A 20,195-nucleotide genomic window follows, 5' to 3' on the forward strand; every position below is an offset into this window, starting at 1 on the left:
GCGTGAGCAGCCAGGTGGGGGACGTGAGCGGCGGCGGACGCTACCGCCGGGAGGACGTGGCCCGCGCGGCCGGCGTCAAGGTGCGCAACCTGCGCTACTACCAGGAGCGCGGGCTGCTGCCGCCGCCGCGCCGGGAGGGCCGGATCGCCTGGTACTCCGACGACCACCTGACGCGGCTGCGCCTGATCAGCGATCTGCTGGGCCGCGGCTACACGGTCAACGGCATCGCCGAGCTGCTGCACGCGTGGGAGGAGGGCGGCGGCCTGTCCCGACTGCTGGGCCTGGAACGGGAGATGACCCGGGACTGGGTGCAGGAGGAGCCGGTGACGATGACCCGGGCGCAGCTGCGGAAGCTGTTCGGTCCGGGGGCGACGGCCGAGGACACCCGGCGGGCGGCGGAGCTCGGGTACGTGACGATCGACGGGGACCTGGTCACCTACCCGAGCGGACGGCTGCTGGACGCGACGCTGACGCTGGTGCGCCAGGGGGTGCCGCTCGCGGAGATCCTGGACGCCGGGGAGTTCGTCCAGGCTCAGGCCGCCGCGCTCGCGGACCGGTTCGTCGGGCTGTTCCGGCAGCATGTGATCGGTGCGGAGGGGGCGGCCGGGCTGGAACGGCTTTCGGCCACGCAGCTCCAGCACATCACGGCGGCGGTGACGGCCCTGAGGCCGGTGGCCGGCGAGGTGGTGGCCACGGAGTTCGCGCGGGCGATGGCCCGGCGGGTGGACGCGGAGGTCGCCGAACTGCTGCGTACGGAGCAGTAGGAGTCGGCTCAAAAGGTGCGCTCGCACAACCTTGCCAACCGTCATTGGCACTCTTACATTCAACTCGTCGGTAACAACGGTGCACAGCCGAAAAAAGGGACGATCTCATGACGGACTCCCCCCACTTATCCGACGACCACCACAGCGACTCCGGCCGCGTCCGCTGGCGGCGGTTCGCCGTCCTGACCGTCCCCGCCGTCGCCGTGACCGCCGGCCTCGGCATCGCCCTCGCCCAGGGTGTGCTGGCCGCCTCGTTCGCCGTGTCGGGACAGCAGTTCAAGGTGTCGGCCAGCAGCCTGGAGGGCGAGGGCTTCGTCCAGTACGGGAGCGTCGACGTCAACGCCCGTGAGGAACTCATCCCGGTGGCGGTCACCGCCATCAGGGAGGCCAAGCTCCACAACCTCTGCCAGTCCGTGGTCACTTCGCTCCCGGTGGTCGGAGACATCTCGCTCCACCTCACCGCGGGCCGCAAGGCGCCGGTGGAGGCGAGCAACCTGTTCGTCGACGCGACCCAGCTCTCCGGGGACGCCGTGTTCAGCAACATCGAGATCGGGCGCGACGCCTCCACCCTCGACAAGGGGCCGGCCGACGCGCAGGGCATGCAGGACCTCTTCGCCCAGCAGGCGGACACGGTCCGGATCTCCGATCTCCAGCAGACGGCGTGGGCGACGAACGCCGGCACCTTCAAGCTCTCCGGGCTCAGCATGAACGTCAGCAAGGGCAAGAAGGAATGCTTCTGAGCCGCCGTCCGCGATGGCGGCAGGGGCGCGGAGGAGCGCAGCCGCTGCGTGAAGTTCAGCAGGGGCGCGGGTCAGGGCAGGGGCGCGGGTTGCGGCAGTGGCGTCGGTGGCGTCGCAGCAGGCCCTTCTGGGGCGGGCTGTTCGCGATCCTCGCCGGTGCGTGGATCTGCGTCCTGCCGCTGGCACCGCTGAAGATCATGCTCCAGCAGGGGGTGGCGGGGATCCCGTCCTTCCTGATGGGCATCGTGATGATCGTGCTCGGCCTCACCGCCTGGTTCTCTCCCCCGCAGCGCACTCTCGCCGGCGTCCTCACCACCCTGATCGCCACCGCCGCCCTGGTCCTGTCGAATCTGGGCGGATTCCTGATCGGCACCCTGCTCGGCATTCTCGGCGGCGGCCTGATGTTCGCCTGGCAGCCGTACACCACCCGGCAGGCCCCACCCACCCCAGGCGCCCCAGGCACCCCACACGCCCCACATGCCCAACCCGCCCAGCGCACCCCGCACACCGGGGACGCGGAGTCCGCCGCGCCCGCGCCCCCTCCCCCCACCCCGCACCCCGATCCCCAAGGAGCACAGCCATGAGCCGTACGCGCACCGCGCTCGCCCTCGGGACGGCCGCCGCCGGAGCCATCGCGCTCGCCTCGGTCACCGCCTCCGCCGCGCCCTTACCCGTGGCCGGGTCGACCACCGTCACCCCGGCCGGGCACGCCTTCCAGGCCACCCTCAGCGGGAAGGCCACCCTCAAGGCCGGTTCGGTGACGGTGACGTGCACCGTCTCCGTCGCCACCGGCACGGTCCCGGCGGCCCCCGGCAACAGCAACCCGGCCGGTCCCGTGTCGTCGCCGATCTCGCCGCCGACGTACAGCTCCTGTACCTCCAGCATGCCGGGAGTGACCCCCACGGTCACCACCAGCGGTGCCTGGGCCGTGACGATGCAGGACGGTTCGCCCATCACCGCCACCATGACCGTGCCCGTCGGCGGGCTGGTGCTCAAGACGACCGGACTCGCCTCCTGTACGGTCACCGCCGCGCCCACGGCCGCGGCGAGCGTCGGCGGCACCTGGGTCAACGGCGCCCCGTCGAGCCTGACGTTCACCAACGCCTCCGTACCGGTCAAGGTCACCGGCGGCTTCGGCTGCCCGACGAGCGCGACCGCGTCCGTCTTCAACGCGGTCTACAAGGTCGCCGACACCACCGACCCGGCGCAGCAGATCACCGTGGGTCCCTGACCCCGGTACCCCTTCCGGTCGCGCCCCCGCCCGTCCGACCCCGGTGAACTCCGGTGTCGGGCGGGCTGGTTGCGCTGGTTGCGCTGGTTGCGCTGGTTGCGCTGGTTGCGCTGGTTGCGCTGGTTGCGCTGGTTGCGCTCAGACTGCCGAGCAGGGAGAGCGCGTGGGAGCTGGGGCTGTCCGGTTCCGCATGGTAGATCACGACCTGCTGGCCGGGGGCGCCCCGTACGTCGAAGGACTGGTAGGTGAGGGACAGGGCCCCCACCTCCGGGTGCACGAGTGCCTTGGCGTCGAGGGTCTTCCCGTAGACGGTGTGCGAGGCCCAGAGCGCGGCGAACTCCTCGCTCGCCCCGGTGAGCCGGCGCACCAGTTCGCGCAGGCGCGGGTAGTGCGGTACGAGGCCGGTCGCCTGGCGCAGGGCGGCGACGACCGCCTCGGCCGCCCGGTGCCACTGGGCGTAGAAGACGCGGCCCGCGGGGTCGAGGAGGGTCATGCGGGCGAGGTTGTCCGCCTCCTCGAACGGCGAGAAGAGCGCGTCGGCCAGGCCGTTGGCCGCCAGGACGTCCAGCGCCGGGTTGAGGACGAAGGCCGGGGTGTGCGCGTACCCGTCCAGCAATTGGCGCAGCATCGGGTCGACCGTCTCGCTCGGCCGGGTCCGCCGGCCGTCCGGGAAGGTGCCCGCCAGCCGGAACAGGTGGTCGCGTGCCTCGTGGTCCATGCGCAGGGCGGCGCTGATCGCGTCGAGGATCTGTGGCGACGGGCTCTGCTCGCGGCCCTGTTCCAGGCGGGCGTAGTAGTCGGTGTTCATGCCGGCCAGGACCGCGACCTCCTCCCGCCGCAGTCCGGCCACCCGGCGCCGGCCGTAGGAGGCCAGCCCCACGTCGTCGGGCCGCAGCCGTGCACGGTGGGCGCGAAGGAAGTCCCCGAGGGCGTTGCCTGTCATGACGCCAGGCTAGACGGGTCCCCCGACGCGTGCCTGGGTGCGCCGTACCCGGGCACAGCCTGTCCTGGTCCCTCCTTCCGCCGCCGCCCAGACTCCGGAGGACGGGGCGGCCGCACGCCGTCCACAAGGAGGAACAGACATGGAGCACACCACCAGGACCGTGGCCGTCACCGGTGCCAGCAGCGGCATCGGGGAGGCCACGGCACGCCGTCTCGCGGCGGACGGGCACCGGGTCCTGCTCGGCGCGCGCCGTACCGGCCGGCTGGAACAACTGGTCGACGAGATCACCGGGGAGGGCGGTACCGCCGCCTTCCGGACGCTGGACGTCACCGACGCGGCCGACATGCGCGCGTTCGTCGACGCGGCGGTCCGCGAGTACGGCCGCATCGACGTCCTCGTGAACAACGCGGGCGTGATGCCCCTGTCGCCGCTGGCGGCGCTCAGGACCGGTGAGTGGGACCGCATGATCGATGTGAACGTGCGGGGCGTCCTGCACGGAATCGCCGCCGCCCTGCCGGTGATGCGGGCCCAGGGCGGCGGGCACTTCGTGAACATCGCCTCCGTCGGCGCCTACGAGGTCTCCCCCACCGCCGCCGTCTACTGCGCCACCAAGTTCGCCGTCCGCGCGATCTCCGAAGGCCTGAGGCAGGAGTCCGCCGGAGACGTCCGGGTCACCCTCGTCTCCCCCGGCGTGACCGAGTCCGAACTCGCGGACGGCATCTCCGATCCGGACGCCAGGGAGGCCATGAAGGCCTACCGGGCCGTGGCACTGCCGGCCTCGGCCATCGCGGAGGCGATCGCCTACGCCGTTTCCCAGCCTCCGCACGTCGACGTGAACGAGATCGTCGTCCGCCCGGCCGCGAGCGCCCGGTGAGCCGCCCCGAGCGCAAGGGCGCCGGCGTGCCGCTGACGGCCGCCGAGCACGACGGCCTGGTCCGAAGGCTGCGGGACCTGGAGGACAAGGAGGCGCTGCGCGCCCTCCTGATCCGCGGCTGGCGGGCACTGGACCGCAAGGACTGGCAGACCTGGATCGACTGCTGGGCCGACGACGGGGTCCTGGAGTTCGGGCCGTGGGGCGAGATCCGCGGGAAGGAGTCGATCCGGGCAAAGGTGGAAGAGGCGGAAGCGCCCTACCCGAGCATGCAACACCACATCCTCAACATGCACTTCGAGGTGGAGGACGACCGGGCGAACGGCATCGGCTACATGTGGTTCGTCGCGGTCACCGCATCGGGGACGGCCTCCGCCACCTACTCGATGGGCGGCCCGTACGCATGGGACTTCCGCCGGGGCCCTGACGGCTGGCTCCTGGTCCGCCAACGGCTCGGCGTCCTGTGGACCGCCGGCGAGGACGCCCTCCAGGCCTTCGAGCCGGAAATTCCGTTGCCCGGAGGTGAGCGGAGGGGCCAAGCTCGCCCTCATGTCTGAGAGCACCGATCATCCCCGGCCGTCCGCCCCGCGCAGGGAGCGACGCGACGTCGGCGACCTCTTCTCGGGCGGGCGGCTGATCGCGATCCCGCGCCGGGCCGCCCGGCGCGAGCAGTTGCTCGTACACCTCACCGAAACCCTCTTCACGGTGGACCGGGAGTACACGGAGCCCGAGGTGAACAACGCGCTGCGCACCGTTCACGAGGACTGCTCGGCGCTGCGGCGCTACCTGATCACCTCGGGCCTGCTCACGCGGACCCGTGACGGCCGCAGCTACCGGCGGGCCGCGGCGTCCCGGTAGCCGGGTCGTCGGCGGGGTCGTCGGCGGGGTCGTCCGCGGCCGGTCAGAGGGCCGCCGGCCGGGTGCGGCGCACCAGCACCCAGCCGGCCGCGGTGAGGACGAGCGCGCACCCGGCGAGGGAGGCCACGGCGACTCCGGTGGAGGCGAGCGCGCCGCCGGTGGGGGTGGCGCCCGTTCCGCCGACCGTCCCCGTCCCGGCGGCCGAACCACCGCCGACTGCGCCACCGGAGCTACCGGAACCGTCGGATCCGCCAGAGCTGCCGTCGGATCCGCCGGCGGCCCCGGAACCCCCGGGTCCCCCCGCACCGCCGTCGGTGCCCCCGGTCGTTCCCGTTCCGCCCGCCGTACCCGTCCCGCCGGCTCCTCCGTCGGTCGGGCCGCCGCCCGTCGTGGCGTCCGCGGAGGTGACGGTGAGCGTGGCCGGGGCGGTTCGGCTGACGCCGGCGTCGTTGGTGAACTCCGCACGGTAGCGGCGGCCGTGGTCGGAGAGCGCCGCCGTGAACGCGTACGTCGACGAGGTCGCGCCCTCCACCGCCCGCCAGGTCCGGCCCGCGTCCGTGCTGACCTGCCAGGCCACGGTGGGCCGCGGGGCCCCCTCCGCCTCCGCGGTCAGGGAGACCCGGGTCCCGGCCGTGACGGACTGGTCCGCCGGGCCCCGGGTGATCTTCGGGGACGTGGACCGCTCCATCCGGGTGATCTTCCCCCCGGCAGGGTCCGACACGAACACCGTCCCGCCGCCGGGCTCGACGGCCACGGCCGCAGCGCCCAACTGCACGTGGTTTCCCGGAAGTACGACCGGCTTCGCGACCTCCTGGAGGTCACGGGTGCGGTGGACGGTGAGCGCGCCGTTGTCGTCGCTGCCCGGCTGGGAGGTGTCCCCCGCGTCCTGCCACACCACGAACGCCTCGTGCGTGGCGGCGTCGAACCTCGCCGCGCGGGGCATGTCCGCGCCCTGGATGACACCCAGCCGCTTGCCCGCCGCGTCGTGGACGACGACGGAGGTGTCCAGCCCCACCCACACGGCGCCGGTCTCCGGAACCACCTCCGTGAACCCGCCGAAGCCCTCGCCCGCCGGGAGTTCGACCGTCGCCGTGACCTGGAAGGCGGCGGTGTCGACCCGGTACATCCGGCGGTTGGCGATGTCGGTGAACCACACCGTGCCCCGCGCCGCGTCGACCGCGAACCCGTCGCCGCCCGCGAGCGTGACGGAGCGCTTCACGGTCGCGGTGGCGATGTCGACCTCCGACAGTACGGGGCCCTGCGCGACCAGCACCGTCGAGGCGGTGGGCCCCGGTCCGGCGTCGGTGACGGCCGCACCCGGCACCCACGCCCCCGCAGCTGCGGCGTCGCCGTCCTTGGCGGCGCCGATGCCGCGCAGCGGATAGACGAAGACCGCGCCGTCGCCCGGCAGCGGGGTCACGAGCTGCCGCACGGCCCGTCGGCCGAGCGTGCCGGTGGGTCCGGGCGCCTGGCCGACGGTACTGCGCACCTTGCCGTCGGCGGGGTCCAGGACGTGCAGCCCGCTCTCGTTGACGTCCGCGGTGCCGGGCAGATCGTCCGAACCGACGTACAGCTTCTTCGAGTCGGGATGCAGCAGCAGGTCACGGGGTTTGCCCGCGGTGGTGAACTGCGCCACGGACCGGTACGCGACGGTGCCCTGCGGTACGTCGGCCCCCTCGCCCCCGGCGGCCGAGACGGGGCTGCCGGCGGCGGCCGATGCGAGCACGAGCGCGAGCGCGGCGGAGGCGGTGCCGGCACGGCCGCCGGGGGTGAGGGGGTGTCGGGGTGTCATGGCTTCCTCGTCGACGGGTGGGACGGGCTCGAAGCGGCTCCGGCTAGTTGAAGGTCACCGGGACGTGGACGTCGTACTTGCGGTCCGAGGAGTTGAAGTGGTCGGCACGCGTGACGATGGCGCACTCGACCGTCTCGCCGCAGATCTGGCCGCCGCCCAGGTCGGCCTTGACGTGGATGGTGACGCTGAAGGTGCCGCCCGGACCGAACGTGGAGGTGTTGGCGAGGGTCCCGCCGAAGATGTTGTTGATCCAGTGCGAGGCGCCCGTGGTGCCGGCCTGGTCCGAGCCGCCCAGGCAGGGGGTGGGCTTGTTCGCACCCGGTGCGCCGTTCACCGCACAGAGGCTGACGTAGATGCCCTTGGCGGTGTTGTAGCCGCTGCCGGTGACCGTGACGTTCTGACCGGCCGCGGCGGCCGAAGAGGGCGCCGTGAGGCTGAGGTTGAAGGTGGTCGCGCCGTCGGTGACCGTACGCGTCGAGGTGGCGGCCGAGGCGGAGCCGGCCGCGCCGACGGCGAGCGCGACGGCGGCGGAGGCGGCGACGGCCACACGGGCGGCGGTACGGGGCCGGGGCAGGAAGGCAGCACGCATCACTGGAACACCTTTCAGGGTGCGAGAGGTCGCAAAACTGAGGTAAGGCTAACCTAATCTGATCAAGGTTGAAGCCTCACTTCCGGCCATGCGGCGGCCTCACCGAGGGCCGTACGGGCAGCCGTTGGGGCACGCACCTCTCGGAGCCGAAGAGCCTCAGGCGGCCGCCGGACAGGGGCCGCGAGGGCCATGCCGACCCACCGAGTGGGGGTCCTCCGATTGCGGCTCGGCGCCCCCGAAAATGGCCGAGAGTCGGCCGTCAGCACGACGGGGGCCGCGACCGGCCACCTCGTCCGGTCGCGGCCCCCGCAGCGGTGCAGGTCGGTCGGCCTCGGCGTCAGCAGCCGCCGGAACGGGCCGGCGCACCGACGGTGAGGGCGGGCGGGGCGGCGCAGCAGCCGCCGCCCTGCTCCTCGGCGGCCTCGGGCTGGTCGAAGAGGCCCGCGCCGCCGCACACCCCGGTCTCCGGCAGCGTCAGCTCGACGCGCTCGGCGGCTTCCCGGTCGCCGGCGAGGGCGGCGGCGACGGAGCGGACCTGCTCGTAGCCGGTCATGGCGAGGAAGGTCGGGGCGCGGCCGTAGCTCTTCATCCCGACGAGGTAGAGGTCCCGCTCCGGGTGGGAGAGTTCGGCCGCGCCGTGCGGGTAGACGGTGCCGCAGGAGTGGACGTTGGGGTCGATCAGGGGCGCCAGCCCGAGGGGGGCCTGGAGTCGCTCGTCGAGGCCGAGGCGCAGTTCGGAGAGGAAGGAGAGGTCCGGACGCAGGCCGGTGAGGACGATGAGCTCGTCGACCGGGTCCAGCCGGCGGCCGTCCTCGGCGATCAGAACGAGCCGGCCCCCGGCCCTCTCGACGCCGCCGGTGCGGAAGCCGGTCACCGCGTCGGCGTGACCGTCGTCGACCGCGGCCTTGGCCGCCAGGCCCAGCGCGCCACGGGCGGGCAACTGGTCGGCGGTCCCGCCGCCGAAGGTGGAGCCGCTGATCCCGCGCCGCAGGATCCACAGCGCGTGGGTGCCCTCCGCCTCCTTCGCGAGGACGGCGAGGTGGGCGAGCGCGGTGAAGGCGGAGGCGCCGGAGCCGATCACGGCGGTGCGCTTGCCGGCGTAGCGGGCGCGGACCGCCGGGTCGGCCAGGTCGGGGACGCGGTAGGAGATGCGGTCGGCGGCGGCGCGCTCACCGAGGGCCGGGAGGCCGTCGGCGCCGAGCGGGCCGGGGGTGGTCCAGGTGCCCGAGACGTCGAGGACCGCGCGGGCGGTGATCCGCTCCTCGCCGCCGTCGGCCCGCCGGACGTGCACGCTGTACGGCTGCCCGGCGCGGCCGGAGTCGACGATGCGGTCGCGGCCCGCCCGGGACACGCCGGTCACGGTGGCTCCGTAGCGGACCCGGTCGCCCAGGGCGTCGGCGAGGGGCTGGAGATAGCGCCCGGCCCAGTCGCCGCCCGTCGGGTACGCGCCACCGGGGGGCGCGGTCCACCCGGTCGGGGCCAGCAGCTTCTCGGCGGCGGGGTCGATCACCTCGGCCCAGGTCGAGAAGAGGCGTACGTGGGACCACTCCCGTACGGCCGATCCGGCCGCGCTCCCGGCCTCCAGTACCAGCGGCTCGATGCCGCGGCCGACCAGGTGGGCCGCGGCGGCCAGACCGATCGGACCCACTCCGATGACGACGACGGGCAGGGCCGGGGTGGTGGATGCGGCCATGGCGGGGCTCCCCTGTTGATTCGACATCTGTCGATGGCTCGACGGCTCCACCATGCACCCTGCATCGACACCCGTCAACATAGACAATTATCGAATCAGCAATGCCACTTGGTTCGATGCGTGTCAACATAGATGCATGTCGAATGCCGAGGTCCTGCCGCTGCTGGAGCCCGACGGCGTGGCGCCGTGCTGCCCGCCGCTGACCGAACGTCCGCTGACCGCCGAAGAGGCCGAGCGCACGGCGAAGATGTTCAAGGCGCTCGGAGACCCGGTGCGCCTTCGGCTGTTCTCGTCGGTCGCCTCCCACGAGGGCGGTGAGGCGTGCGTGTGCGACATCTCCGACGTCGGCGTCTCGCAGCCGACCGTCTCCCACCACCTCAAGAAGCTGAAGGAGGCCGGACTGCTGTCCTCCGAACGCCGGGGGACCTGGGTCTACTACCGCGTGGAGCCGTCCGTGGTGGCGGCGATGGGGCGGCTGCTGGCCACGGCGATCTGATCCGCCCGCCGGGCCGGCGCGGGAGCTGCCCGCGCCGGACCTCGTGATGCAAGTGGGCCTGCGGGTGGGAAGGTGCGGAGAACGCCGCATGAGGGCGATCTCCGCGCCCTGCGCTCACCCCCGGTAGGTCTCCAGCAGTCGCAGCCAGATCTCGCCGATGGTCGGGAAGGCCGGCACCGCGTGCCACAGCCGATCGATCGGGACCTCCCCCGCCACCGCGATGGTGGCCGCCTGGAGCAGTTCGGCGGCGCCCGGCCCGACGAAGGTGACCCCGAGGAGGATCTCGCGGTCGAGGTCGACGACCATCCGGGCCCGCCCGCGGTATCCGTCGGCGTACAGCCCGGCGCCGGAGACCCTGCCCAGGTCGTAGTCGACCGCGCGCACCCGGTGCCCGGCCCGTTCCGCCCCGGCCAGGGTCAGGCCCACCGCCGCGGCCTCCGGGTCGGTGAAGACCGCCTGCGGCAGCGCGTGGGTGTCGGCGGTCGCCGTGTGCGCGCCCCAGAGAGCGGTGTCCAGCGGAGTGCCGGCCGCGCGGGCGGCGATCGCGGCGCCCACGATCCGGGCCTGGTACTTGCCCTGGTGGGTGAGGAGCGCGCGGTGGTTGACGTCCCCGGCGGCGTAGAGCCAGTCGTGCCCGGGCACCCGGCAGCTGTCGTCGACCCGGATCCACTCCCCGACCGGCAGGCCCACCGTGTCCAGCCCGATGTCCTCGGTGTGCGGGGTGCGGCCCGTGGCCATCAGCAGCTCGTCGCCCTCCAGCGTCTCGCCGCCCTCCAGCACCACCTGGACGGGGCCGGTCGAGCCGTCCCGTACGACCGCCTCGACGGTGACACCCGTACGGACCACCGCACCGGCCTCGCGCAGCGCGTCGGCGACCAGTTCTCCCGCGAAGGGCTCCATCCGCGGCAGCAGTCCCGAGCCGCGTACGAGGACGGTGACCTGCGATCCGAGGCCCTGCCAGGCGGTGGCCATCTCGGTGGCCACCACCGAGCCGCCCACGATCAGCAGCCGTCCGGGGGCCTCCTGCGCGGAGGTCGCCTCGCGGCTGGTCCAGGGACGGGCTCCGGCAAGCCCGGGCACGTCGGGAAGCAAGGCCCGGGTGCCGGTCGCGACGACCACCGCGTGCCGGGCCGACAGGATGTGGTGCTCGCCCTCGGGACTGGTCACGGCCACCTTGCGGACCCCGTAGAGCCGGCCGTGGCCCCGGTACACGTGGGCGCCGATCGAGTCGAGCCAGTCGACCTGGCCCTGGTCCTTCCAGTCACTGGCCCAGTAATTGCGGTGCGCGAACACCGCCGCCGTGTCCAGGGGCCCCTCGACGGCCCCCGCCAGGCCCGGCACCTGACGGGCTTCGGCCCGCGCCAGCACCGGGCGCAACAGCGCCTTGCTCGGGACGCAGGCCCAGTACGAGCACTCACCGCCCAACAGTTCGCTCTCCACCACCGCCGTGCTCAGCCCGGCGGCGCAGGTCCGGTCGGCGATGTTCTCGCCGACCGGACCCCCGCCGAGCACTACGACGTCGTACTCCACCGGTTCCGTCATACGGGCCAGTGTCACCGCTGTCCGGCTCCACGGCGGGCAATCAGGCCTCCGGCGTGCCGGGCTCCCGCGTACCGGTGCCCTGGCCGTGCCCTTCATGCCCGCCGTGCCCTTCATGGCCGCCGTGCCCGTCCTGCTGCGATGCGGCGATCTTGGCGCGCACCTCGTCCATGTCGAGCGCACGGGCCTGCCCGATCAGGTCGGTCAGCGCCGCCTCGGGCAGTGCGCCGGGCTGGGAGAAGATGGCCACCTGGTCCCGGACGATCATCAGGGTCGGGATCGAGGTGATCTGGAAGGCGCCGGCCAGCTCCTGCTGCGCCTCGGTGTCCACCTTGGCGAAGAGCAGATCGGGGTGGGCCTCCGAGGCCTTCTCGTAGACCGGCGCGAACTGCAGGCACGGCCGGCACCAGCCCGCCCAGAAGTCGATCAGCACGAACGCGTTCTCGCTGACCGTCTGGTCGAAATTTTCCTTGGTGAGCTCGACTGTAGCCACGGTTTCAAGACCTCCTGATTGAGCCGTCTGCTCCTTGAACGAACGACCTGCCCCAGGCATTCCGCACAGCGGAAAGCCCGACCGTGCCTAGAACGGATGGCCCGCGGGGGTGGTGCGGGCCGTGGTCCAGCGCAGTTCCGTGAAGGCGTCCAGATTCGCCTCGCCGCCGAAGCGGGCCCCGGTTCCCGAGGCACCGACCCCGCCGAACGGGGCGACGGCCTCGTCGTTGACCGTCTGGTCGTTGACGTGCGCGATCCCGGTCGGGATCCGCTCGGCCAAGTCGAGCCCGCGCGCCGCGTCCCGGGTCACGATGCCGAGGGACAGGCCGTACGGGCCCGCCGACGCCAGCGCCACGGCCTCCTCCTCCGTCGCGAACGACCGTACGGGCGCGACCGGGCCGAAGACCTCCTCGGCGTAGGCGGGGGTGTCGTCGGCGACGCCCGCCAGGACGGTCGGCCGGTAGAAGAGGTCCCGGTACGTGCCGCCGGCGACGAGCTTGGCCCCCTGTCCCGTGCTGGCCTCCACCAGGGCGTGTACGCGCTCCAGCTGGGCGCGGTCGATCAGCGGGCCCAGGTGGACCTTCTCGCGGTACGGGTCCCCCACGGCCAGTTCCTCGGCGCGCGCGGCGAGCCGCTCGACGTACTCGTCGTAGAGCGAGGCGTGGACGAGGTGGCGGCCCGCGGTCATGCAGATCTGGCCCTGGTGGAAGAAGGAGCCCCAGGAGGCCTGGGCGACGGCGCCCTCGATGTCGGCGTCGCGGAGCACGACGAGGGCGGAGTTGCCGCCCAACTCCAGGTGTGCCCGCTTGAGATGACGTCCCGCCAGTTCGCCGACGGCCCGGCCCGAGGCGGTGGATCCGGTGAAGGAGACCACCCGGACGCACGGGTCGGCGACCACGGCGGCCCCCACCTCGGCGCCACCGGGCAGGACCTGGAGCAGCCCGCTCGGCAGGCCGGCGGCGGCCAGGACCGCGGCCAGGGCGAGGCCGCCGCAGACGACGGTGCGCCGGTCCGGCTTGAGCAGCACCGCGTTGCCGAGCGCCAGCGCGGGCGCGACCGAGCGGATCGCCAGGATCAGCGGGGCGTTGAAGGGGGCCACGACCCCGACCACCCCGGCCGGGACCCGACGGGTGAAGGACAGCCGGGGCGCCTCGCTCGGCAGCACCTGGCCGACCGGGCGCGAGGCCAGCGCGGCCGCCTCGTAGCACTCCTGCGCGGCGACGTGCAGCTCGAAGTCGGCCTTGCCGGGTATCGAGCCGGACTCGCGGACCAGCCATTCCCGCAGCTCGTCGGCGTGCGCGGCGAACAGGTCCCCGGCGCGGCGCAGTACGGCCGCCCGCTCCGGGTGGGTGGTGCGCGCCCAGTCCTGCTGCGCCGCCCGGGCCCGTACGGCGGCCTCCGCGACGTCGGCGGGCGCGGCGAGGTCGAGGGTGGCGAGGGTGCGGCCGGTGGCGGGTTCGACGACCGGGGCGGCGCCGCCGGTGAGGGTGGGTCCGTCCTGCCAGAGCGTCGGATCGAGGAGCGGCATGGCGCGGGGCCTCCGGGTGGGGATGGGCGGGGCGGGGGGCGGCAGCACGCGCCATCGTGCCAGACCGGAGGCGCCACTTCTGTTCAGTTATTGGGCAGTTGACACGGAACGGTGACCGGAAACGATCGACGTCCTGGTGGCAGGGGGCAGGGCAACGGATGCCGTGGACGCCGTGGACGCCGTGGATGCCGTGGACGCAACGGACGGGGCCGTGGGTCAGCGCTCCAGGACGAGTGCGATGCCCTGCCCGACTCCGATGCACAGGGCCGCCATGCCGGTGCCCGAGCCCGCCGCCGCCAGCTGGTGCGCGACCGAGCCGGCCAGCCGGGCGCCCGAGGCGCCGAGCGGGTGGCCGATCGCGATGGCGCCGCCGCGCGGGTTGACCACGGCCGGGTCCAGCTCCGGCCAGGCCGCCAGACAGCCCAACGCCTGTGCGGCGAAAGCCTCGTTGAGTTCGAAGGAGGTGAGGTCGGCGAACCCGCGGCCGGCCTTGCCGAGCGCCCGCTGCACGGCGTCCACCGGGCCCAGGCCGAAGAGCTGGGGCTCGATGCCGGTGACGGCGGAGGCGCTGATCCGGGCGAGCGGCTCCCGGCCGGTGGCCGCCAGCCCCGCCTCGTCGGTCAGCAGCAGGGCGGCGGCGCCGTCGTTGAGCGGGGAGGCGTTGGCGGCGGTGACCGTGCCGGTGCCGTCGGTCCGGAAGGCGGGCCTCAGCCGGGCGAGCGCCTCGGGCGTGGAGCCCTCCCGGATGCACTCGTCGCGCACCAGGTCCACGCCGGAGTACGGGACGACCTCGTCGTCGTACAGCCCGGCGGCCCAGGCGGCGGCCGCCTTGCGGTGGCTCTCCAGGGCGAAGGCGTCCTGTGCCTCGCGGGTGATGCCGTGCTTGTCGGCGACGAGTTCGGCGCCCTCGCCGAGCGAGCCGGTCCACTCCTCGGGCATCCGCGGGTTGGTCATCCGCCACCCGAGGGTGGTGGACCACATCTGCTGGTGCCCGGCGGGGTAGGCCCGTTCGGGCTTCTGCACCACCCAGGGGGCGCGGCTCATCGACTCGACGCCGCCGGCGATGGCCACGGAGGCGTCACCCAGCGCGATGGCGCGGGCGGCCTGGATCACGGCTTCGAGGCCGGACCCGCAGAGCCGGTTGACGGTCACCCCGGGCACGCTCACCGGCAGCCCCGCCAGCAGCACGGCCATGCGGGCCACGTCCCGGTTGTCCTCGCCCGCGCCGTTGGCGTCGCCGAAGACGACGTCGTCGATCCGGGCCGGGTCGAGGTCGGGCGTACGGTCCACCAGCGCGCGCACCACGTGCGCGGCCAGGTCGTCGGGCCGGACCCCGGCCAGGGCGCCGCCGAACTTGCCGATCGGGGTGCGGACGGCGTCGACGACGTAGACGTCGCGGACGGTGCGGATGCTCATGGGGGCTCTCCTGGGCGGATCCGTACGGGCGGTGGCGCGTCGGTGCCGGTGTGGGCACCCGGACACGCCACCGGGCACGCCCGGTGGGGCGCGCCCGCAGTCTCCTTCCGCACGTCACCGCCTGTCAACGGCTCCCCCTCGGCCGGCCGGGCCGGGGCTCCGCCGGGCACGGCCGGGCACGGCCGGGCGCCGTCAGGTCGACTCCCGGTGGATGGCCGTGGCCGCCATCAGATCGTGCCGTTCGGTGGCCTCCGACGGCTCGCGCACCGCGTGGTCCACCAGCGACGCCAGGTGGTCGCCGGTCGGCATCCGGATCTGCACGGTGCTCAGCCGGGGCCGCAGCAGCCGCCCGATGAGCAGGTCGTCGGCGCCGATGACGGCCACGTCCTCGGGAATGCGCAGCCCCTCGTCCTGGAAGGCCCGCATCAGCAGCATCGCGTACTCGTCGTTGTACGCGAACACCGCGTCCAGGCCGAGCCCGCGCCAGCGGGCCGCGAGGGCCGCGGCCGATTCCTCGGTGTAGGCCATCGGGAGGGCCTCGACCTCGGCGCCCGCCACCGAGCGTGCCCCCGCCAGCCGGGGCGCGGAGAACAGCTCCAGCCCCTCCTCCTCCGGGACGACCACGCCGATCCGCCGCCGGCCGCGCTCGACCAGGTGGGCGGCGGCGCGGGTGCCGACCTCCTGCTGGTCCATGACCAGCGCGTGCGCTCCCTGCACGCCGACCGGCCCCATGGTGATCACCGCGCGGGCCCCGGCCCGCTTGAGGGTGGCGACGTTGTGCGCGGAGAGCGTGATCTCGCCGAGGGATATCACCGCCACCGGACGCAGCTCCGCCCACGCCCGTACGGCCTCGTCGCCGCTGAGCCCGAGGCTCCCGTACTGGACCACGGTGTAGTCGAGGCGGCGCAGCGCCCACTGGAGTTCGTTGAGGAAGGTGCTGTACAGCGGCCCGATCGGCACGTGCGGGGTGGGCAGCAGCACGATCCGGGTATGCCCGGCGCGCAGGCTGCGGGCGGCCGCGTGCGGGACGTAGCCGAGTTCCTCGGCGGCCTCGCGGACCTTGCGGCGGGTCGGCTCGCTGATGCGCACGGCTTCCGCGTTGTTCAGCACGTACGAGACCGTCGCGCGCGACACGCCCGCGCGGCGGGCCACGTCCGCACTGGTCGGGACGGGGGGTGGCGGCGGCGTGGAGGATCCGGAGGCCGGGGTCGGCGGCTTCGGCGCTTTCGATGACTGAGACATTGCCGTGGCATCTTTCCAGACCGATTGCGGCCCAGGGCTAGCGGATGGCCTGAATCGAATGCTACACAGTGGTTACACGAGTCGTTGACACGTGTAACCATGGCGTCGCATCCTCCTCGGCCGGATGTGGCACCGCACGTGTCCCGCACGTGTCCCGTCGTGCCGCCGCCCCGTCGCGCTCCGTCGCACCCCCGCCGTCGCGACGGGGCGGCGCGCACCCCCCGCCCCCCGACTCGCCTCATCCACCCTCATCCGCCCAGGAGGGCACCGTGGCCCTTTCCTCCCCCGGCACCGGCTCCACCACCGACGCGTCCGACGGGTCCGACGGGTCCGACCCCGGACGGCGCGGGATGCTCCCCCTGCTGCTCGTCGGCAACAGCGCCATGTACGCGCTCTACGTCGGCGTGGCCGGCGTCCTGCTCGCACTCCAGGTCGAGGACATCGATCCGGCGAACAAGGTGGCGAACTTCGGCCTGATAGCAGGGGTGTCGGCGATATTCGCCACGGTCTTCAACCCCGTCGCCGGCGCCCTGTCCGACCGCAGCGGGCGGCGCAACCCGTGGATCCTCGGCGGCGGGCTCGCCGCCGTACCGGCGATGTTCCTGCTCGGCTTCGCCGACACCATCCTGCTGATCACCATCGCCTGGTGCCTCGGACAGGCCGTCATGAACGTCTACCAGGCGGCCATCACCTCCGTGGTCCCCGACCGGGTGCCCATGAGCGCCCGCGGCAGGGCCTCCGCGGCCGTGGGCCTCGGCCTTCCCTTCGGTTCCACGCTCGGCGCGCTGATCGGGGCGGCCTTCTCCGAGGACTACCGCACCGGGTACCTCGTCTTCGGCGCGCTCGTGGCGGGCGCCGCGGTCCTCTTCACCGCCTGCAGCCGCGAGCAGCGGCTGCCGGCCCGCGCCCCGCTGCCCGTCAAGGCCCAGCTCACCGCTTTCGCGAGCGCGCTCCGCGACCACGACTTCCGGTGGGCCTTCATCGGGCGGGCGCTGCTCGTCCTCGGGTACTTCGCGGTCAGCGGCTACCAGCTCTACATCCTGCAGGACCACACGGTGCTGCCCGACGGCATGAAGCCGGAGGCCGCGGTGGCGGTGATGATGCCGCTCACGAGCGTGGCGATGGTCGTCTCCACGGTCCTCGGCGGGTACCTCTCCGACCGGTTCGACCGCCGCAAGCTCTTCGTCGGCGCCTCCGCCCTCCTGTCGGCCGTCGCCCTCGTCATCCCGGCCGTGTCGACCAACTGGACCGCGATGCTGGCCTTCGCCGTGGTCAACGGGCTGGCGTTCGGCTGCTACATGGCGGTGGACACCGCGCTCGTGACGATGGTGCTCCCCAAGGCCGAGGACGCGGCCCGGGACATGGGCGTGCTCAACATCGCCAACGCCGGGCCGCAGATCATCGCGCCGTTCATCGCCTCGGTGATCGTGTCGTTCAGCGGCGGGTACACCGCGCTGTTCATCGTCGCGGCCGTGCTGGCGGTGGCCGGCGCCCTGGCGGTGAAGCCGATCCGCGGCGTGCGCTGACCGGCGCCCGCAGCAGCGGCCCGTACCGGCGACCCGCACCGGCAGCCCGCACCGACCTCCCGCACCCTGACCCGGAATTTCCTTTCCCCGAACCACCGTTGTTCCGCTGACCTGTTGACCCGTCGAGCCGTCGGCACCGTCGACCCGCGACGTCGCCGCCACCATGGAGAGAGGCACCACCGTGCAGCTGCACACCCAGACCTGGGGCGAGGGCGACCGCATCGCCCTCCTGATCCACGGCATCATGGCCGATCACCGGACCTGGCGCCGGGTCGGCCCCGCCCTCGCCGACCGCGGCTACCGCGTCATCGCCGTGGACCTGCGCGGCCACGGGGCCAGCGGCCGCGGCGAGTACAGCCCCCAGCTCTACGCGGACGACGTCGTCGAGACGCTGCCGGCCGGCGCCGAGCTCGCCATCGGTCACTCCCTCGGCGGCCTGACCCTCTCGCTCGCCGTGGACCGGCTGAAGCCGCGGCGGGCGGTCTTCTCCGACCCGGCATGGCACCTGGCCGCCCCGGTCGAGGGCTTCGGTCCGGAGATGCTGGCGCAGTTCAAGACGGCGACCCGGGAGGAGATCCGGGCGATGAGCCCGCGCTGGGAGGAGGTGGACGTCGACATCGAGCTGGCGACCCTGGCGCTGTGGGACGAGCGGACCGCACTGAGCCTCGCCCCGCTGTTCGGCGCCGACCTGCTGCCGGCCGCCCCGGTGGTTCCCTCGCTCGTGCAGCTCGCCGACCCGAGCATCCTGATCAACGAAGAGCGGGCGCGGACGCTCAAGAGCCGCGGTTTCGAGGTGCGTTCGGTCGCGGGGGCCGGACACACGATCCACCGGGACGACTTCGACGGGTTCATGGCCTCCCTCGAGGACTGGATCCAGGGGGTCTGAATCCAGGGCCTGAATCCAGGGTCCGAATCCAGGGGGTCCGGACCTGGCCGCTCGCGTCCGCTCCCCGCTACCGTCTTCCTACCGATCGGTAATGGGGAGTGGTGCGCGATGTCGGATTCTTCAGCTTCTTCGGCGACAACGGCCCCGGAGGCCGCGGCGGCGGCCCCCGGCCTGGTCGCGATGGCCGCCGCACTCGCCGAAGGCAGCGTGTCGGCACGGCGGTTGACCGAGGATGCGCTGTGCCGGATCGCGGCGGCGCAGCCCGAGCTCAACGCCTTCCGGACCGTACGCGCCGACGCCGCGCTCGCGGAGGCGGACGCGGCGGACCGGCGGCTGGCCGCGGGCGAGCGGCTGCCCCTGCTGGGCGTACCGCTCGCGGTCAAGGACGACATGGACGTGACCGGCGAGCCGACCGCCTTCGGCTGCGCCGGGTCCTTCCCCCCGAAGACCGCCGACAGCGAGGCGGTGCGCAGGCTGCGCGCGGCCGGTGCGGTGATCGTCGGCAAGACGCAGACGCCGGAGCTGGGACAGTGGCCGTTCACCGAGGGCGGGGCCTTCGGCGAGACCCGCAATCCGTGGAACCCGGCCTACACGCCCGGCGGTTCGTCGGGCGGTTCGGCCGCCGCCGTGGCGGCGGGCCTGGTCCCGGCCGCGCTGGGCTCGGACGGCGCCGGATCGGTACGGATCCCCGCCGCCTGGACCCACCTGGTGGGAGTGAAGCCGCAGCGCGGGCGCATCTCCACCTGGCCGGAGCCCGAGTCCTTCAACGGGCTCACGGTCAACGGCGTCCTGGCCCGCACCGTCGCCGACGCCGCACTGCTGCTGGACGCCGCGAGCGGCCCGCACCCCGAGGACCTGCACCGCCCGGCGCGCATCTCGGCGGTCGAGGCGGCCCGGCGCACCCCCCGCCGGCTGCGGATCGCCCTCTCCTTCGGGATGCCCTTCACGGCGACGCCCAAGTCCCTCGACCCGCAGGTCCGTTCGGCGGTGGAGCGGCTGGCCGGGCGGCTGGAGTCGCTGGGCCACGAGGTGGTCCCGGAGGACCCGCGGTACGGCCCGATCGGCCTGACCTTCGTCCCCCGCGCGACGAGCGGCGTACGGGACTGGGCGGCGCGGGTGCCGGATCCCGCGCTGCTGGACCCGCGCACGCACGAGGCCGTGCGGACGGGGCGCGTCCTGGGCGGGCTGGCGCTGCGGGTGTCCCGCAGGGCGGAGGCGGGCCTGCGGTGGCGGGTCGGCGAGATCTTCGACCGCTTCGACGTGGTCCTGACCCCGACGACGGCCACGCCGCCGCTGCGGGTCGGAGCGCTGGCCGGGCTGGGGGCGATGGCCACGGACCGGGCGATGATCGCCGCCTGCCCGTACGCCTGGACGTGGAACGTCCTGGGCTGGCCGGGAGTGAACATTCCGGCGGGCCTGACGGGCGACGGGCTGCCGATGGGCGCGCAGCTGCTGGGTCCGGCGGACTCGGAGCCGCTGCTACTGGCGCTGGCCGCGCAGGTGGAGGCGGTGGACGGGTGGGGGTCCGTACGCCCGGGGCGGTGACAGCTGCAACAAACTGTTGAGGGGAAGGGATTTCCTGTAGGTTC

20 protein-coding genes are annotated in these 20,195 nt (G+C 73.6%); 11 read left to right on the plus strand and 9 right to left on the minus strand.

Features of this window, described 5'->3' with window-relative positions; genetic code table 11:
* The first annotated feature begins 2 nt into the window (after nucleotides 1-2).
* The 4 genes from OG534_RS03690 to OG534_RS03705 all read left to right on the plus strand — a co-directional run bounded on the left by OG534_RS03690 (nucleotide 3) and on the right by OG534_RS03705 (nucleotide 2,735).
* Entirely contained in the window at nucleotides 3-764 is a 762-nt protein-coding gene (locus OG534_RS03690) for a MerR family transcriptional regulator (protein WP_326586619.1), read from the plus strand.
* 107 nt (nucleotides 765-871) lie between these two features.
* Nucleotides 872-1,504, plus strand: a complete 633-nt coding sequence (locus OG534_RS03695; protein ID WP_326586620.1) for a DUF6230 family protein — start codon at nucleotides 872-874, stop codon at nucleotides 1,502-1,504.
* 89 nt (nucleotides 1,505-1,593) lie between these two features.
* Complete coding sequence (locus OG534_RS03700; RefSeq protein ID WP_326586621.1) at nucleotides 1,594-2,088, plus strand: DUF6114 domain-containing protein; 495 nt, start codon at nucleotides 1,594-1,596, stop codon at nucleotides 2,086-2,088.
* A complete protein-coding gene (locus OG534_RS03705; protein ID WP_326586622.1) occupies nucleotides 2,085-2,735 on the plus strand; it encodes a hypothetical protein in 651 nt (216 codons plus the stop codon). The genes OG534_RS03700 and OG534_RS03705 overlap by 4 nt, the downstream gene beginning before the upstream one ends.
* Here the strand turns inward: OG534_RS03705 and OG534_RS03710 are convergent.
* A complete protein-coding gene (locus tag OG534_RS03710; RefSeq protein ID WP_326586624.1) occupies nucleotides 2,719-3,678 on the minus strand; it encodes a helix-turn-helix transcriptional regulator in 960 nt (319 codons plus the stop codon). The two genes, OG534_RS03705 and OG534_RS03710, sit on opposite strands and share 17 nt — an antisense overlap.
* A gap of 139 nt (nucleotides 3,679-3,817) precedes the next feature.
* On the opposite strand from OG534_RS03710, the gene OG534_RS03715 reads away from it, so the two are divergent.
* The 3 genes from OG534_RS03715 to OG534_RS03725 are packed head-to-tail and all read left to right on the plus strand — an operon-like array spanning nucleotide 3,818 to nucleotide 5,407.
* The gene (locus tag OG534_RS03715) at nucleotides 3,818-4,552 is read left to right on the plus strand and encodes an SDR family oxidoreductase (protein ID WP_326586625.1); all 735 of its coding nucleotides are present in this window, start codon (nucleotides 3,818-3,820) and stop codon (nucleotides 4,550-4,552) included.
* The gene (locus tag OG534_RS03720) at nucleotides 4,549-5,106 is read left to right on the plus strand and encodes a nuclear transport factor 2 family protein (RefSeq protein ID WP_326586626.1); all 558 of its coding nucleotides are present in this window, start codon (nucleotides 4,549-4,551) and stop codon (nucleotides 5,104-5,106) included. The genes OG534_RS03715 and OG534_RS03720 overlap by 4 nt, the downstream gene beginning before the upstream one ends.
* Entirely contained in the window at nucleotides 5,099-5,407 is a 309-nt protein-coding gene (locus tag OG534_RS03725) for a DUF2087 domain-containing protein (RefSeq protein WP_326586627.1), read from the plus strand. Before OG534_RS03720 ends, OG534_RS03725 begins: the two co-directional genes overlap by 8 nt.
* Nucleotides 5,408-5,450: 43 nt before the next feature.
* Here the strand turns inward: OG534_RS03725 and OG534_RS03730 are convergent, their stop codons facing one another.
* The 3 genes from OG534_RS03730 to OG534_RS03740 all read right to left on the minus strand — a co-directional run bounded on the left by OG534_RS03730 (nucleotide 5,451) and on the right by OG534_RS03740 (nucleotide 9,481).
* Nucleotides 5,451-7,199, minus strand: a complete 1,749-nt coding sequence (locus tag OG534_RS03730) for a hypothetical protein (RefSeq protein WP_326586628.1) — start codon at nucleotides 7,197-7,199, stop codon at nucleotides 5,451-5,453.
* 43 nt (nucleotides 7,200-7,242) lie between these two features.
* A complete protein-coding gene (locus tag OG534_RS03735) occupies nucleotides 7,243-7,788 on the minus strand; it encodes a hypothetical protein (protein ID WP_326586629.1) in 546 nt (181 codons plus the stop codon).
* Between the two features lie 337 nt (nucleotides 7,789-8,125).
* Nucleotides 8,126-9,481, minus strand: coding sequence for a flavoprotein (locus OG534_RS03740; RefSeq protein ID WP_326586630.1), 1,356 nt, complete (start codon nucleotides 9,479-9,481; stop codon nucleotides 8,126-8,128).
* A gap of 136 nt (nucleotides 9,482-9,617) precedes the next feature.
* Here OG534_RS03740 and OG534_RS03745 point away from each other — a divergent pair, with 136 nt between their 5' ends.
* Complete coding sequence (locus tag OG534_RS03745; RefSeq protein WP_326586631.1) at nucleotides 9,618-9,977, plus strand: ArsR/SmtB family transcription factor; 360 nt, start codon at nucleotides 9,618-9,620, stop codon at nucleotides 9,975-9,977.
* A gap of 114 nt (nucleotides 9,978-10,091) precedes the next feature.
* Here OG534_RS03745 and OG534_RS03750 read toward each other — a convergent pair whose 3' ends face one another.
* The 5 genes from OG534_RS03750 to OG534_RS03770 all read right to left on the minus strand — a co-directional run bounded on the left by OG534_RS03750 (nucleotide 10,092) and on the right by OG534_RS03770 (nucleotide 16,194).
* Nucleotides 10,092-11,519, minus strand: a complete 1,428-nt coding sequence (locus OG534_RS03750) for a dihydrolipoyl dehydrogenase family protein (RefSeq protein WP_326586632.1) — start codon at nucleotides 11,517-11,519, stop codon at nucleotides 10,092-10,094.
* Nucleotides 11,520-11,559: 40 nt separating this feature from the next.
* Nucleotides 11,560-12,009: a thioredoxin family protein gene (locus OG534_RS03755; RefSeq protein WP_326586633.1), complete on the minus strand. Its 450-nt coding sequence runs from the start codon at nucleotides 12,007-12,009 to the stop codon at nucleotides 11,560-11,562.
* A gap of 87 nt (nucleotides 12,010-12,096) precedes the next feature.
* The gene (locus OG534_RS03760) at nucleotides 12,097-13,536 is read right to left on the minus strand and encodes an aldehyde dehydrogenase family protein (RefSeq protein WP_326586634.1); all 1,440 of its coding nucleotides are present in this window, start codon (nucleotides 13,534-13,536) and stop codon (nucleotides 12,097-12,099) included.
* Nucleotides 13,537-13,752: 216 nt separating this feature from the next.
* The gene (locus OG534_RS03765) at nucleotides 13,753-14,952 is read right to left on the minus strand and encodes a thiolase family protein (RefSeq protein WP_326586635.1); all 1,200 of its coding nucleotides are present in this window, start codon (nucleotides 14,950-14,952) and stop codon (nucleotides 13,753-13,755) included.
* 192 nt (nucleotides 14,953-15,144) lie between these two features.
* A complete protein-coding gene (locus OG534_RS03770; protein WP_326586636.1) occupies nucleotides 15,145-16,194 on the minus strand; it encodes a LacI family DNA-binding transcriptional regulator in 1,050 nt (349 codons plus the stop codon).
* Between the two features lie 269 nt (nucleotides 16,195-16,463).
* Here OG534_RS03770 and OG534_RS03775 point away from each other — a divergent pair, with 269 nt between their 5' ends.
* The 3 genes from OG534_RS03775 (at nucleotide 16,464) to OG534_RS03785 (ending at nucleotide 20,151) form a co-directional block, all read left to right on the plus strand.
* Nucleotides 16,464-17,720 carry an MFS transporter gene (locus OG534_RS03775; protein ID WP_326586637.1) on the plus strand — a complete coding sequence of 419 codons (1,257 nt, stop codon included), beginning with the start codon at nucleotides 16,464-16,466 and terminating at the stop codon, nucleotides 17,718-17,720.
* Nucleotides 17,721-17,901: 181 nt separating this feature from the next.
* The gene (locus OG534_RS03780; RefSeq protein ID WP_326593450.1) at nucleotides 17,902-18,606 is read left to right on the plus strand and encodes an alpha/beta fold hydrolase; all 705 of its coding nucleotides are present in this window, start codon (nucleotides 17,902-17,904) and stop codon (nucleotides 18,604-18,606) included.
* A gap of 108 nt (nucleotides 18,607-18,714) precedes the next feature.
* The gene (locus OG534_RS03785) at nucleotides 18,715-20,151 is read left to right on the plus strand and encodes an amidase (protein ID WP_326586638.1); all 1,437 of its coding nucleotides are present in this window, start codon (nucleotides 18,715-18,717) and stop codon (nucleotides 20,149-20,151) included.
* Nucleotides 20,152-20,195 lie beyond the last annotated feature (44 nt).

Source organism: Streptomyces sp. NBC_01294, from assembly GCF_035917235.1.
GTDB lineage: Bacteria > Actinomycetota > Actinomycetes > Streptomycetales > Streptomycetaceae > Streptomyces > Streptomyces caledonius.

Bases quoted from the DNA above. Each gene is read 5' to 3' on its own strand.
- OG534_RS03695 (WP_326586620.1), top strand. From the start codon at position 872: ATGACGGACTCCCCCCACTTATCCGACGACCACCACAGCGACTCCGGC.
- OG534_RS03705 (WP_326586622.1), top strand. From the start codon at position 2,085: ATGAGCCGTACGCGCACCGCGCTCGCCCTCGGGACGGCCGCCGCCGGA.
- OG534_RS03710 (WP_326586624.1), bottom strand. From the start codon at position 3,678: ATGACAGGCAACGCCCTCGGGGACTTCCTTCGCGCCCACCGTGCACGG.
- OG534_RS03715 (WP_326586625.1), top strand. From the start codon at position 3,818: ATGGAGCACACCACCAGGACCGTGGCCGTCACCGGTGCCAGCAGCGGC.
- OG534_RS03725 (WP_326586627.1), top strand. From the start codon at position 5,099: ATGTCTGAGAGCACCGATCATCCCCGGCCGTCCGCCCCGCGCAGGGAG.
- OG534_RS03730 (WP_326586628.1), bottom strand. From the start codon at position 7,199: ATGACACCCCGACACCCCCTCACCCCCGGCGGCCGTGCCGGCACCGCC.
- OG534_RS03735 (WP_326586629.1), bottom strand. From the start codon at position 7,788: ATGCGTGCTGCCTTCCTGCCCCGGCCCCGTACCGCCGCCCGTGTGGCC.
- OG534_RS03740 (WP_326586630.1), bottom strand. From the start codon at position 9,481: ATGGCCGCATCCACCACCCCGGCCCTGCCCGTCGTCGTCATCGGAGTG.
- OG534_RS03745 (WP_326586631.1), top strand. From the start codon at position 9,618: ATGTCGAATGCCGAGGTCCTGCCGCTGCTGGAGCCCGACGGCGTGGCG.
- OG534_RS03750 (WP_326586632.1), bottom strand. From the start codon at position 11,519: ATGACGGAACCGGTGGAGTACGACGTCGTAGTGCTCGGCGGGGGTCCG.
- OG534_RS03760 (WP_326586634.1), bottom strand. From the start codon at position 13,536: ATGCCGCTCCTCGATCCGACGCTCTGGCAGGACGGACCCACCCTCACC.
- OG534_RS03765 (WP_326586635.1), bottom strand. From the start codon at position 14,952: ATGAGCATCCGCACCGTCCGCGACGTCTACGTCGTCGACGCCGTCCGC.
- OG534_RS03770 (WP_326586636.1), bottom strand. From the start codon at position 16,194: ATGTCTCAGTCATCGAAAGCGCCGAAGCCGCCGACCCCGGCCTCCGGA.
- OG534_RS03785 (WP_326586638.1), top strand. From the start codon at position 18,715: ATGTCGGATTCTTCAGCTTCTTCGGCGACAACGGCCCCGGAGGCCGCG.